Here is a 12,984-nt window from a genome sequence, read left to right as displayed (position 1 = left end):
AAGCCCTCGGCCCGAGGAATGAGCCGTCACGGGGTGCCGCCGAAAGCGCCTTGACCCAGGCCGAGCCTGCACACTATCAGTTGCAGACAACAGCCGCCGGTAGCTGGGAGGAAGGCTCGTGAAGACGTCACATATTCTCAAAGGCATTGTTTCATCGCTGACTGCAGCCCTGCTGGCCACCGCCGCCCAGGCCGACGATCTGAAAATCGCTCTCATCTACGGCAAGACCGGCCCGCTCGAGGCCTATGCCAAGCAGACCGAGGCCGGTCTTCGCCTCGGCTTCGAATATGCCACCAAGGGCACCAACATGATCGACGGTCGCAAGATCGTCATCATCACCAAGGACGACCAGGGCAAGCCCGATCTGTCGAAGGCCGCGCTCTCCGAAGCCTATCAGGACGATGGCGCCGACATCGCGATCGGCACGACCTCCTCCGCGGCGGCGCTCGCGGACCTGCCGGTCGCCGAAGAGAACAAGAAGATCCTGATCGTCGAGCCGGCGGTGGCCGACCAGATCACCGGCGAGAAGTGGAACCGCTACATCTTCCGCACCGGCCGCAACTCCTCGCAGGACGCGATCTCCAACGCGGTCGCGATCGGCAAGCCCGGCGTCACGGTCGCCACGCTGGCGCAGGACTACGCCTTCGGCCGCGACGGCGTCGCCGCCTTCAAGGAGGCGCTGGCCAAGACCGGCGCGACGCTGGGCGCCGAGGAATATGTGCCGACCAGCACAACCGACTTCACCGCCGTCGGCCAGCGCCTGTTCGACGCGCTGAAGGACAAGCCCGGCAAGAAGATCATCTGGGTGATCTGGGCCGGCGCCGGCGATCCGCTCACCAAGCTGCAGGACATGGATCCCAAGCGCTACGGCATCGAGCTGTCGACCGGCGGCAACATCCTGCCGGCGCTCGCCGCCTACAAGCGGCTGCCCGGCATGGAAGGCGCCACCTACTATTATTATGACATTCCCAAGAACCCCGTGAACGACTGGCTGGTGGCAGAGCACCAGAAGCGCTTCAACGCACCGCCGGACTTCTTCACCGCGGGCGGCTTCTCCGCGGCGATGGCGGTCGTCACCGCCGTGACCAAGGCCAAGTCGACCGATACCGAGAAGCTGATTGCGGCGATGGAAGGCATGGAGTTCGATACGCCGAAGGGCAAGATGATCTTCCGGAAAGAGGATCACCAGGCGCTGCAAAGCATGTATCACTTCCGCGTCAAGGTCGATCCGAACCTTGCCTGGGCCGTCAACGAGCCGGTGCGCGAGATCAAGATCGACGAGATGACCGTCCCGATCCGCAACAAGCGCTGAGATGCTGACATCCGTGCCCGGCCCTCGCGCCGGGCACGTCCACTTTGGAAGTCATACAGCTGACGATATGGCCCTCACCCTCGAAACCCGCGATCTCACCATCCGCTTCGGCGGCCATGTGGCGGTCAACAGCGTCAGCTGCACTTTCCGCCCGGGCGAGCTGACCGCGATCGTCGGGCCCAATGGCGCCGGCAAGACGACCTATTTCAACCTGATCTCCGGGCAGCTGCGTGCGTCCTCCGGCTCCATCCTGTTCGATGGCAAAGACATCACCACTCTCTCGGCTCCGCTGCGCACGCGCGCCGGGCTGGGACGTGCGTTCCAGCTCACCAACCTGTTTCCCAATCTCAGCGTCGAGGAGAATGTGCGGCTCGCCGTCCAGGCGCAAAGCGGCGTGCACTATGATCTGCTCCGCCCCTGGATGGCGCGGCGCGACCTGATTGCGCGCGCGGATGCGATCCTCGACCAGGTCGCGCTCGGCGGCCGCCGCAGCGTCACCGCGACGACGCTGTCGCATGGCGACCAGCGCAAGCTCGAGGTCGCGCTGATGATGGCGCTTGAGCCGAAGGTTTTCATGTTCGACGAGCCGACCGCCGGCATGAGCATCGACGAGGTGCCGGTCGTGCTCGACCTAATCGGCAGGCTCAAGCAGGACAAGAGCAGGATCATCCTGCTGGTCGAGCACAAGATGGACGTCGTGCGCTCGCTCGCCGACCGCATCATCGTGCTGCATAACGGCCAGCTGGTCGCCGACGGCGAGCCGGCGGAGGTCATCGCCTCGCCCGTCGTGCAGGAAGCCTATCTCGGCGTCGCGCCGCGGAGCGCGGCATGAGCACGCTACTGAAGCTTGCGGGCGTCGAGACCTATATCGGACGCTATCACATCCTGCAGGGCGTCGACTTCGAGGTGCCCGAGGGCCAGACCACGATGCTGCTTGGCCGCAACGGCGCCGGCAAGACCACGACCTTGCGCACCATCATGGGGCTGTGGCAGGCGAAGACCGGCACCATCACGCTCGCGGGCGAAGCGATCGAAAAGCTCGCGACGCCCGACATCGCGCGGCGCGGCGTCGGCTACGTGCCCGAGAGCATGGCGGTGTTCTCCGACCTGACGGTCAAGGAGAACCTGGTGCTGGCGGCGCGCAACGGTCCGCTCGACGATGCCCAGCTCGCCTGGATCTTCGGCTTCTTTCCAGCCCTGAAGAAGTTCTGGCTGTCGCGCGCCGGCAGCCTGTCCGGCGGCCAGAAGCAGATGCTGTCGATCGCGCGCGCGATCGTCGAGCCGCGCAAGCTGCTGCTGATCGACGAGCCGACCAAGGGCCTGGCGCCGGCGATCGTGGTGTCGCTGATCGAATGCCTCAAGGAGATCAAGCGCCGTGGCGCCACGATCCTGCTGGTCGAGCAGAATTTTCACGCCGCGCGCGAGCTCGGCGACCAGGTGCTGGTGATGGACAACGGCACCATCGTCCATCGCGGCGAGATGGCCGCGCTCGCGGCCGACGTGCCGCTGCAGGAGCGCCTGCTCGGCCTCAGCCTGGAGGCGCATCAATGAGCGAGATCGCGGCAACCGATGCGCTGCCCAAGCCGAAGCGCGACATCGCGCCGCTGCTGCTGCCGGTCGTGCTGGCGCTCCTGATGATCCCGCTGGTCGGGTCAGCGAGCTCCTGGGTTACCCTGACGGTTGCGAGCCTCGCGATGGGCATGATGATCTTCATCATGGCCTCGGGCCTGACGCTCGTATTCGGCCTGATGGACGTGCTCAATTTCGGCCACGGTGCCTTCATCGCCGTCGGCGCCTACGTTGCGACCCTGGTGCTGCTGCCATTGGCGGGCTGGGCCCAGTCCGACTCGCTGCTGACCAATCTCGCCGTCCTCGTCCCGGCTGCGCTGCTGTCGATGGGCGTGACCGGCGCGCTCGGCCTGGTCGTCGAGCGCGTGCTGGTGCTGCCGGTCTACGGCCAGCACCTCAAGCAGATCCTGATGACCACCGGCGGCCTCATCGTTGCCGAGCAGACCCTGTATGCGTTGTTCGGCCCGCAGATCATTCCCATGCCGCTGCCCACGGCGTTGCGTGGATCCTTCATCATCGGTGACGTCGCGATCTCGAAATACCGGTTGCTGGCCATGCTCGTCGGCTTCGCGATCTTCGTCGCCATCGAGCTGGTGCTGAACCGGACCAAGATCGGCCTGTTGATCCGCGCCGGCGTCGAGAACCGCGAGATGGTCGAGGCGCTCGGCTATCGCATCCGCCGGCTGTTCCTCGGCGTGTTCATGACCGGCTCGGCGCTGGCCGGCGTCGGCGGCGTGATGTGGGGGCTGTATCGCGAGCAGGTGCATGCCTCGATCGGCGACGAGCTCACCGTGCTGGTGTTCATCGTCGTGATCATTGGCGGGCTCGGCTCGATCACCGGCTGCTTCATCGGCGCGATGCTGGTCGCGATGGTTGCCAACTATGGCGGCTTCCTGGTGCCGAAGCTCGCCCTCGTCTCCAACATCCTGCTGATGGTCGCCGTGCTGATGTGGCGGCCGCGCGGCCTCTATGCGGTGACCAGCCGATGATGATCCTGTCCGGCGACCCACCGCGTAGCCGCGCGCTGTCCATCCTGCTCACCGTCATCATCCTGGCACTGCTGGCGACACCCTTCATCTTTCCTGGCGCCAAGGCGCTCAACGTCGCCGCCAAGATCTGCATCTTCGCCGCGCTGGTCGCGTCCTACGACCTGCTGCTGGGCTACACCGGCTCGGTGTCGTTCGCGCACACGATGTTCTACGGCATCGGCTCCTATGCGATCGCGATCGCGCTCTATGGCCTCGGCCCCAATTGGACCGCGGTCGCGGTCGCCGTCGCGGCCGGGCTGCCGCTCGCATTGCTGCTGGCGCTCGCGATCGGCCTGTTCTCCCTGCGGGTCGAGGCGATCTTCTTTGCCATGATCACGCTCGCGGTCGCCTCGGCCTTCCTGGTGCTGGCGTCGCAATTGTCGTGGCTGACGGGCGGCGAGGACGGCCGCAGCTTCCAACTGCCGGAGCTCCTGCGCCCGGGCACCGTGTTCATCAGCAAGGACTGGTTCGGCTTCCCGATCAACGGACGCATCCTGACCTATTACCTGGTGCTGTCGGTCTGCGCACTGATGATCCTGGCGCTGCTGCGCGTCGTCAACTCGCCGTTCGGCCGCGTGCTGCAGGCGATCCGCGAGAACCGCTTTCGGGCCGAGGCGCTCGGCTACCGCACCGTCTTCCATCTCACCTATGCCAACTGCATCGCCGCTGTCATCGCGGCGTGCGCGGGCATGCTGAACGCGCTGTGGCTGCGCTATGCCGGCCCCGACACCTCGCTCGCCTTCTCGATCATGCTCGACATCCTGCTGATGGTGGTGATCGGCGGCATGGGCACGATCTATGGCGCAATCATCGGCGCGGCGATCTTCATCCTGGCGCAGAACTATCTCCAGGCCCTGATGGGCATCGCCTCGACCGCGGCGGCGGACGCCGGCCTGCCGCTGCTGCCGGGCCTCCTGCATCCCGACCGCTGGCTGCTGTGGCTCGGCCTCCTGTTCATCGCCAGCGTCTATTTCTTTCCGACCGGCGTCGTCGGGCGCCTCCGCAACAAGCCGGGCGCGACACGCTGAGCTGCAAGTACCCTTAAAATTCCGCGCTGCGGCGCCGCCGCAGCTTTGGCCGCACGGTATTCGCATGCGGAAATTATCGTTTGCCGCGAAGTTTCGACGCGCCCTTAAGCGACGGCTAACCGCATTTCCTAACCGGTCCGGCACCAGTGCCTTGTTATCAAGCTTGCTTGCAACAAGTCATTTCCTCCCCGGGTCGATCAAGGCATGCAGGGCGCAGCAGACACGTCAGGGACCGGCGGTAGCGAGCCGGAACGGATTGGCACGTCCCTCTGGCGCGGTCCGGTGCCATGGCTGATCGCGTGCGGCGCGCTTCTGACCGCAGCGATCGTCATCGGGACGATCGTCATGGCCAGCGGCTTTCGGACACGTGCGATCGCCAACAACGAGCGCGAGCTCGAAAATACCGTGCTGCTGTTGAGCCGGCATTTCGCGCAGCAGTTCGAAGATGCCGAGACCGCGGTGTCGCATGCGATCCACCGCATGCAGCTCGGGTCGATCGGTTCGCCGGAGGCGTTCCGGACCGAGATGGCAAAACCCGAGATCAGCGAGATGCTGCGGTCTCAGGTCAGTGGCCTGTCCTATATGGGAGACCTCACGATCATCGACGTCGACGGCAATTTCGTGAACTGGTCGTCCAACGACCCGCTGCCGGCCATCAACGTCGCGGACCGCTCCTACTTCAAGGACCTGCAATCGGCATCGCGGCCGGACAGCTTCGTGATCCTGCCGGTCATGAGCCGCGTCACCGGCGGCTGGGCGACCATCGTCGCGCATCGCCTGAACGGCCCGAACGGGGAATTCCTCGGCCTCCTGACCCGCCGGGTGGATCCGCACACCTACGAGACGTTCCTGGAATCGATGGCTCTCGGGAAGGGCTCGTCGATCATGCTGGTCCATTCCGACGGCGCCGTGCTGGCGCGCTACCCGCACGCCGAATCCCTGATGGGCGCCAGGATCGGGAACGACGAGCTGCTGAAGGGGGTCGCGGAGAGTGGCCTGCGCACGACCCTGCTCACGAGCTCCGTCGACAACCTGGAGAAGATCGCGTCCGCCTCCAGGATCGGGCGCTTCCCGCTCGTCATCTCGGCCAATAGGCTGGTCGACGATGCGCTCGCGGACTGGCGATCGCAGATGGTGCTGCTCGTAGGTGCGGCGATGCTTGCGATCGCGGTCATCGCCCTGACGTTCAGCCTGATGATCCGGCAGATCGTGCGACAGGGGCGTGCGGCAACGCGTCAACTGGAGACCGAGAAGCAACGGGTCGAGACTGCGCTGGACAACATGACGCAGGGGCTGATCTCGTTCGACGCGAACGCATGCGTCGTGATGTTCAATCAGCGCTTCATCGACCTGCTCGGCCTGTCCAGAGACGCGATCAGGCCCGGTGCCCACCTCAGCGAGGTCATCGCGCACTGCAAGGCGCGCGGATCCTTCAACGGCGACGTGACCGACTTCTGCGCCGACATCATCGACAGAGCCGCAGCAGGCGGCACCTCGCAGATGATCGCGGAGGGCGGAGCCGGACGCTTCTTCAACATCATCGACAAGCCGCTGGCGTCGGGCGGATGGGTCACGACGATCGAGGACATCAGCGAGCATCGCAGGATCGAGCAGGAGCGCGACCGCAACTACGCATTCCTGCGCGAGATCATCGACCACATCCCGTCACACATCATGGTCAAGGACGTCCGCGACCGCCGCTACGTGCTGGTCAACCAGTCGACCGAGCAGCGCTTCGGCGTGCCACGCGACGAGATCGTCGGCAAGACGGCGTTCGACCTGCTGCCGCGACCGGTCGCGGAAAAGGTGACGGCGGACGACGACCGGGCTCTGGAGCAGTCGGACGGGCTGTTTCTCGCCGAACATCCCTGGCAGAGTCCGGGGCTGGGCTTGCGCTACATCACATCGCGGCGCATCGCCGTCGCGGATGATGCGCAGCGGCCGCGCTATCTGATCAACGTGATCGAGGACACCACGGAGCGGCGGCTCGCCGACGAGAAGATCGCCCATCTCGCACATTTCGATGCGTTGACCGAGCTGCCGAACCGGGTGCTGTTCCAGGAGCGCATCGACGAGGAACTGGAACGCGTGCGCCACGGCACCTTCTTCGCGCTGCTCTACATCGATGTCGACGAGTTCAAGGGCATCAACGATTCGCTCGGCCATCATGTCGGCGACGAGCTGTTGAAGACGATCGCGCGCCGCATCGAAAGCTGCCTCGCGCCGGAGGATATGGTGGCCCGGCTCGGCGGCGATGAATTCGCGGTGCTGCTGACCACCGTTGCGGACCGGGACGAGGTCATCGTGGCCGTGAAGGAGATCCTCGACGCGATCCGCGAGCCCTATAAATGCCTGGGCCACCAATTGTCGACCGACGCCAGCATCGGCATCGCGCTGGCGCCCCAGGACGGCGTCGAGCGCGACCAGCTGACCAAGAATGCCGACCTCGCAATGTATGCCGCCAAGGCCGGCGGCCGCCGCACTTTCCGTTTCTTCGAGCCGGCGATGGATGAAAACGCGCGCGCGCGGCTGCAGTTGCAGCAGGACCTGCGCCGGGCGATCACAGAAGGCCAATTCGAGCTGCACTACCAGCCGCTGCTCGGCTTCAGCGAGAACGTCATGACCGGCTGCGAGGCGCTGTTGCGCTGGCGTCATCCGGAGCGGGGGATGGTGCCGCCGCTCGACTTCATTCCGCTCGCCGAGGACACCGGGCTCATCAACGAGATCGGCGACTGGGTGTTACGCACCGCCTGCGCCGAGGCCGCGCATTGGCCCGCCGACATCCGCATCGCCGTGAACGTCTCGCCCGTGCAGCTCAAATCGCCGACCCTGGCGCTGCGGATCGCAGGCGCGCTGTCGGCGGCCGGCCTTGCACCCGAACGGCTCGAGATCGAGATCACCGAGGCGGTGCTGATCAGCGACGACGACGCCGCGCTCGGCATCCTGCACCAGTTGCACGACATGGGCGTGCGCATCGCGCTCGACGATTTCGGCACCGGCTATTCGTCGCTGAGCTATCTGAAGCGGTTCCCGTTCGACAAGATCAAGATCGACCGCTGCTTCGTCAGCGACATCGGCGCCGGCAGCTCGTCGGCGATCGTCCAGGCGGTGGTGAGCATCGCCGCCGCCAGCAACATGACGACTACGGCCGAAGGCGTCGAGACCGGGGCGCAGCAGACGGCGCTGCGCCAGCTCGGCTGCACCGAAATGCAGGGCTATCTGTTCAGCGCCCCGAAGCCGGCGGCCGAGCTGCGCAAGCTGTTTGCCCTGGAGGCGGCGGCAGGGGGCCTGCAGGTCGCCGGCTGAGCCGGCTCGACGGCACGGTCCACGCCCGGCCGCCCCGGCCGTGGCTGCGGCGCGAGGCCACGCAGATTTCGACGACCGGCCCGCTACCGGCCTCGGCGCGGCGTTCCTATATCCGGAGCGGCAACAACGGAGTTGGCAGGTCGTCATGCAGCCGGTTTCCTTGCTTCTGAACATCCTCTGGATCCTGTGCGGCGGCGCCTACATGGCGTTTGGCTGGCTGGTCGCCGCGGTCGTGATGGCGATCACGATCGTCGGCCTGCCCTGGTCCCGCGCCGCCTTCAACATCGCCGCCTATACGCTGCTGCCGTTCGGCTCGCGCGCGGTCCGCCGCGACGAGCTCACCGGCATGGAGGACGTCGGAACCGGCGTTCTCGGCCTGCTCGGCAACATCATCTGGCTCGTGCTGGCCGGCTGGTGGCTGGCGCTCGGCCACCTCCTGACCGCAATCGTGCTCGCGGTGAGCATCATCGGCCTGCCCTTCGCCTGGGCCCATCTGAAGCTCGCCGGGCTCGCCTTGTGGCCGATCGGCAAGACCATCGTGCCGGCGTAGGGCGGTCGGCGGGAGCGGGCCGGCCGCGCCCCCCGCCGAACTGCCCGCGTGCCTCGCGGCGCGAGCGGCCGTCCGCCCGGTCCGGGAGCATCCAAGGCCGTTGCCGTCGCCGGGGCAATCGGCTAAACGATTTGCCGTACGCACCCGTAGCTCAGCTGGATAGAGCGTTGCCCTCCGAAGGCAAAGGTCACACGTTCGAATCGTGTCGGGTGCGCCACTCAATCAATAGCTCTCTCGGAAGTCGGGAAGAGCCCGCGACACATCCCCCGCAGCTACTGACCGTATTTTGCGTTCAGCGCCAAAGGCGCCTTCGCCCCGATTGGATTTGGTCGTCAGAAGCCAAGTGATGTGCTTGAATTGCGTGGGCGTCCGGTGAAGGCCACGGGCCGAGCGACTGCTCTGGACGGTCTGGAGCGGCTCGATCAGGCGGCGGCCGATGTCTGGGCGGCCTGCCAGCTCCAGGGAAGCAGATCGGCGAGCTTGCTGGCCGGATGATCGGGTAGCTTGGCGAGGACGTCGGCGAGCCAAGCCTGCGGGTCGACGTTGTTGAGCTTGGCGGTCTGGATCAGCGTGTAGATGGCGGCAGCGCGGCGGCCGCCTTCGTCGGAGCCGGCGAAGGTCCAATTCTTGCGGCCGAGGGCCACGGCGCGCAGCTCGCGCTCGGCCGTATTGTGAACACCTCCCAGCGCTTGAAGCTGTAGTCGATTGCTTTTGCGGTCTCGCTCTTGCCGGACAGCTTGGTACGGCGTTCGCGCAGGAAGCCGTGGAGCTCGTCGACGAGTGGGCAGCTGCGTGCGTCGCGCACGGCTTTGCGTTCGTGGGCCGGTAGACCGTTGATCTCGCGTTCGATCGCAAACAGCGCGTCGATCTTCGCGATCGCTTCGATCGCGATCGGCGCCTTCTTCAGCCGTGCGATCTCAAAGAACTTGCGCCGTGCATGCGCCCAGCAGCCGACCTCAATGATCGGGCCCGGCTTGCGCGCAGCCGTGCAGCCCGTATTTGGCGAACAGGATGTGCGCCAACAGGCGCGGTCCCGCGCGTCCGCGCGAGATCGGATGGAACGGCGCCGGCGGCTGCGTGATCGCCTCGCAGGCGCGGCAGGAGAACTTCTCCCGTACATGCTGGATCACCTTCCACTGAGCGCCAGACCGTCGAAGCCCTTGCGCATGTCGGTATGGCCTGTCGCAAGCCAGACCCGGGTGCCGGAGGGGATCGGGATCGTCATCGCGAACCGCCTGGAGCGCCGCGATCACCGCGGTCACCGTCGCGACATCCGCCGCGCCGCTGATCCGGATCTTGGCCTCCGCCCCGAGCTCTACTTCGATCAGCCCCTGCGTTGGAGCTGCCGCCGCGTGAGGATCGGCTGCGATCGTCAAGGCGGCGAAACCCGGCGCGGCAGCCTCCTTGCCGCATAGCTGCTGGCGCCAGCGAAACACCTGGCTGGAATGCACCCCGAACGCTCGCGCCACCTCCAGGATCGTCGCTCCCGGTTCTAACGCTGCAGCAACGACACGCTCCTTATCGGCCCGCGACCAATGCCGCCGTCGCCGCTCCGACGTGATCACTTCCACTTCCGCTTTAGCCATAGGACTGGCTCCAGGACTAGTCCTATGGCTTCAACAAGCGTCAGCTCCGACGCAAGGCGGCCGTCGCCGGGGGCTTACCTTGCTCGCGGAAAACCGCGGCCGCTGCTCGCCGACCGTGAACGGTTCGAGCGCAACTATCAGGAGTGGCTCCTTGCGGTCGGCTGCACACGTCCGCAAACGTCGAGTTAGGTCGGCACGAGACTGCAGCTAAAGACTAGTTTGCCAGTCCACACGAACGCAAACGACCCACCAGCTCGATCGATGGCAACGATCGACCATCGAACTTCGCGGGCGCCGTGAGTGCGAGACCATTAGGTGGGATGGTTCAGCCTGCAGCGGCGGCAATGGCCCAGCGAGATCTGGCTTCCCGTATCAATTCTGGCAAATTTGCAGTCGTTCGGTGCATGTGGGCTTCCAGGCGTGCGCACGCGCGCGCGGCGTTCTGGCTGCGGACGCCGTCCGCGATATCAAGACAGTCACGGAGCTCGGAGTCCGGATCGGCGTCTCGGGAGATGACGAGGCATCGAATATACCGGCTGCGGTCGTTGAAGTTTTTTATCATTCGCAGCATCTCCTCGTTCCTCGATATCTGCGCGATCTGCTCGAACACCCCCTCGATAGCGGCAGCATAATGCTTGGCGCGATTCCTTGCCGAATTCGCGGGCGGAAGCGCCGCCATTCTCATCGCGCTTCGGCCAAAGCGTACGGCCGACGATGGCTCCAAAGCCTTCCTGAGATTATGCGCGAGCACCAGCCGAGCAAACTCATAGAGGTCCTGCAGCTCCGCTGCGTCCGGGACCCTCGAGAAGAAGCCTCGCTTCGGAACGATATCAATCAGCCCCTCGCCATGAAGACGCTCGAGAGCTTGTCTCACCGGTGTCGCGCTCGCCCTGACATAATCAGCAAGCTGTTCGATGCGCAGGTGCTCGCCTGGCAAAATGATCTTCGACTCCGACGTCAACTCGTAGTGTGTGACCAATTCCTTGATTCGGGCGTAGGCAACATCGACTCGATTGAATTCGCTGTCCATATCGATACCTGCTGCGCGAGGATTGCTGATCCGGCGGGCTTGAGCCGAAGGCTGCGCGGCGCGTCGCGCGCTCATGCGACGCGTCGCTCATCGCGCTTTCTGCTCACGATCGATCGCCGAGTGCCGCCGGGTGTCGCGCATGGTGAGATAGACGACGAGAGAGGTCGCAATGCAGCCGGTGAGGTAGAAATAGAACCAGCTTTCGTGACCGATCGACTTGAACCAAAGCGCGATCGACTCTGCCGTGCCGCCGAAGATCGAAACGGTCAATGCATATGGCAGCGCTACGCCCGTTGCTCGAATTGCAGTTGGGAACAGTTCGGCCTTGACCACCGCATTGATCGAGGTATAGCCGGATACGATCAACCACGCCGCCGCGATCAGGAGGAATGCGGTGAACGGGTCGTGGACTCCCTGCAGCGTGTTCAGAAGCGGAATCGTGAACAGAGTTCCGCCCAGTCCGAACCCGATCAACAGCCATTTGCGTCCGATGCGATCGGAAAGGGCGCCATAGAGCGGCTGCAGCACCATTGCGAAGATCAGGCTACAGGCCGTGACCATGGTCGTTTGATCATCGGTCAGCTTGACGGAGAGCTTCAGGTATTTCTGCATGTAGGTGGTATAGGTGTAGAAGGCCGCAGTCCCCCCCATTGTTAGTCCAACAACAAGCAAGACTTCGCGTCGGAACTGACCCAGCGCGCGCAGCGAACTCCCCTGTCTTGCCGACTTCGCGCGGGTGAATACATCCGTTTCGTGCAGGTTGCGGCGCATGACGGCGGCCACGACGGCCAGCAGCGCGCCGATGACGAACGGAGTACGCCAGCCCCATCCACGAAGCTGCTCCTCCGTCAGAAGCACCTTCTGCAGGACCAAGAGAACGACGATCGCGCAGAGCTGGCCGCCAATCAACGTCACATATTGGAAGCTGGAATAGAATCCGCGGTTCTTTTCGTCCGCGACCTCGCTCAGGTAAGTTGCGCTGGCGCCATATTCACCGCCTAGGCTAATTCCCTGCACGATTCGCGCGAAACCAAGCAGGACCGGCGCCGCAAAGCCGATTGACGCATAGGTGGGCGTCACGGCGATGATCAGCGAGCCGAAGCACATCATCAAGACCGACAAGGTCAAGGCATTACGGCGGCCATGATGATCTGCAAAATGGCCGAATAGCCAGCCTCCGAGTGGGCGGACAAGAAAGCCGGCGGCAAACAGCAGCGCGGCGTTCAACTGCTGCACGACCTCGTCGCCCTCAGGAAAGAACGATTTGGCGAAATACAACGCAAACGCGGCATAGGCGTAGAAGTCATACCATTCCACCAGATTTCCGATCGAGCCGACGAAGATCGCGCGCAAGCGGCGACCCATCCCAAGGCCGTCACGGCGTGCTTCATCGGCGGCCGCAACGAGGGTGGGGCTGATAGCTCGCTCAAACTTCATGGCGTCCTCCGAGTGCACGTTTTCTTAGGCTCTAAGGCCAATCGTGCTCATGCCTGAGCAACCCGCGTGCCAGCCGGCGGCGGCCGCCGATCGCGCCGCCAAACAAAGCCATCTCAGATGGTTGCATGCGCCTCGCGT

General features: G+C 64.8%; 9 protein-coding genes, 1 tRNA gene and 2 pseudogenes. 8 read left to right on the top strand and 4 right to left on the bottom strand.

Annotated features, from left to right (window positions below):
- Nucleotides 1-118 precede the first annotated feature (118 nt).
- The 8 genes from QX124_RS11775 to QX124_RS11740 all read left to right on the top strand — a co-directional run bounded on the left by QX124_RS11775 (nt 119) and on the right by QX124_RS11740 (nt 9,010).
- Nucleotides 119-1,312, top strand: a complete 1,194-nt coding sequence (locus tag QX124_RS11775) for a substrate-binding domain-containing protein (protein ID WP_315773241.1) — start codon at nt 119-121, stop codon at nt 1,310-1,312.
- Between the two features lie 67 nt (nt 1,313-1,379).
- Nucleotides 1,380-2,144, top strand: a complete 765-nt coding sequence (locus QX124_RS11770) for an ABC transporter ATP-binding protein (RefSeq protein WP_315735388.1) — start codon at nt 1,380-1,382, stop codon at nt 2,142-2,144.
- Nucleotides 2,141-2,863, top strand: coding sequence for an ABC transporter ATP-binding protein (locus tag QX124_RS11765; protein ID WP_315773244.1), 723 nt, complete (start codon nt 2,141-2,143; stop codon nt 2,861-2,863). Before QX124_RS11770 ends, QX124_RS11765 begins: the two co-directional genes overlap by 4 nt.
- The gene (locus tag QX124_RS11760; RefSeq protein ID WP_315773245.1) at nt 2,860-3,870 is read left to right on the top strand and encodes a branched-chain amino acid ABC transporter permease; all 1,011 of its coding nucleotides are present in this window, start codon (nt 2,860-2,862) and stop codon (nt 3,868-3,870) included. The genes QX124_RS11765 and QX124_RS11760 overlap by 4 nt, the downstream gene beginning before the upstream one ends.
- A complete protein-coding gene (locus QX124_RS11755) occupies nt 3,867-4,937 on the top strand; it encodes a branched-chain amino acid ABC transporter permease (RefSeq protein ID WP_315735395.1) in 1,071 nt (356 codons plus the stop codon). The genes QX124_RS11760 and QX124_RS11755 overlap by 4 nt, the downstream gene beginning before the upstream one ends.
- Nucleotides 4,938-5,141: 204 nt before the next feature.
- Nucleotides 5,142-8,243: an EAL domain-containing protein gene (locus tag QX124_RS11750; RefSeq protein WP_315797243.1), complete on the top strand. Its 3,102-nt coding sequence runs from the start codon at nt 5,142-5,144 to the stop codon at nt 8,241-8,243.
- A 145-nt stretch (nt 8,244-8,388) separates the two neighbouring features.
- A complete protein-coding gene (locus QX124_RS11745) occupies nt 8,389-8,793 on the top strand; it encodes a YccF domain-containing protein (RefSeq protein ID WP_315797242.1) in 405 nt (134 codons plus the stop codon).
- 140 nt (nt 8,794-8,933) lie between these two features.
- Nucleotides 8,934-9,010 (top strand) — tRNA-Arg (locus tag QX124_RS11740).
- A gap of 205 nt (nt 9,011-9,215) precedes the next feature.
- On the opposite strand, the pseudogene QX124_RS11735 reads toward QX124_RS11740, so the two are convergent.
- From QX124_RS11735 to QX124_RS11720, 4 genes and pseudogenes are all read right to left on the bottom strand, one after another.
- Nucleotides 9,216-9,929: pseudogene (locus QX124_RS11735) on the bottom strand (transposase); the annotation flags it as partial.
- Nucleotides 9,930-10,043: 114 nt separating this feature from the next.
- Nucleotides 10,044-10,379: pseudogene (gene tnpA / locus QX124_RS31855) on the bottom strand (IS66-like element accessory protein TnpA); the annotation flags it as partial.
- 325 nt (nt 10,380-10,704) lie between these two features.
- Nucleotides 10,705-11,484, bottom strand: coding sequence for a GntR family transcriptional regulator (locus QX124_RS11725; RefSeq protein ID WP_315797241.1), 780 nt, complete (start codon nt 11,482-11,484; stop codon nt 10,705-10,707).
- Between the two features lie 12 nt (nt 11,485-11,496).
- Nucleotides 11,497-12,774, bottom strand: coding sequence for an MFS transporter (locus tag QX124_RS11720; RefSeq protein WP_315797349.1), 1,278 nt, complete (start codon nt 12,772-12,774; stop codon nt 11,497-11,499).
- Nucleotides 12,775-12,984: the final 210 nt, after the last annotated feature.

This window comes from Bradyrhizobium sp. SZCCHNRI3043 (assembly GCF_032377735.1).
In the GTDB taxonomy this organism is placed as follows: Bacteria; Pseudomonadota; Alphaproteobacteria; order Rhizobiales; family Xanthobacteraceae; genus Bradyrhizobium.
The sequence above is the reverse complement of the archived record's forward strand: the minus strand, read 5'-3'. Positions and strand labels throughout refer to the sequence as shown.

Coding starts and splice junctions, on each gene's coding strand:
- QX124_RS11745 (WP_315797242.1), top strand. CDS start 8,389: ATGCAGCCGGTTTCCTTGCTTCTGAACATCCTCTGGATCCTGTGCGGC.
- QX124_RS11755 (WP_315735395.1), top strand. CDS start 3,867: ATGATGATCCTGTCCGGCGACCCACCGCGTAGCCGCGCGCTGTCCATC.
- QX124_RS11725 (WP_315797241.1), bottom strand. CDS start 11,484: ATGAGCGCGCGACGCGCCGCGCAGCCTTCGGCTCAAGCCCGCCGGATC.
- QX124_RS11765 (WP_315773244.1), top strand. CDS start 2,141: ATGAGCACGCTACTGAAGCTTGCGGGCGTCGAGACCTATATCGGACGC.
- QX124_RS11720 (WP_315797349.1), bottom strand. CDS start 12,774: ATGGGTCGCCGCTTGCGCGCGATCTTCGTCGGCTCGATCGGAAATCTG.
- QX124_RS11770 (WP_315735388.1), top strand. CDS start 1,380: ATGGCCCTCACCCTCGAAACCCGCGATCTCACCATCCGCTTCGGCGGC.
- QX124_RS11760 (WP_315773245.1), top strand. CDS start 2,860: ATGAGCGAGATCGCGGCAACCGATGCGCTGCCCAAGCCGAAGCGCGAC.
- QX124_RS11750 (WP_315797243.1), top strand. CDS start 5,142: ATGCAGGGCGCAGCAGACACGTCAGGGACCGGCGGTAGCGAGCCGGAA.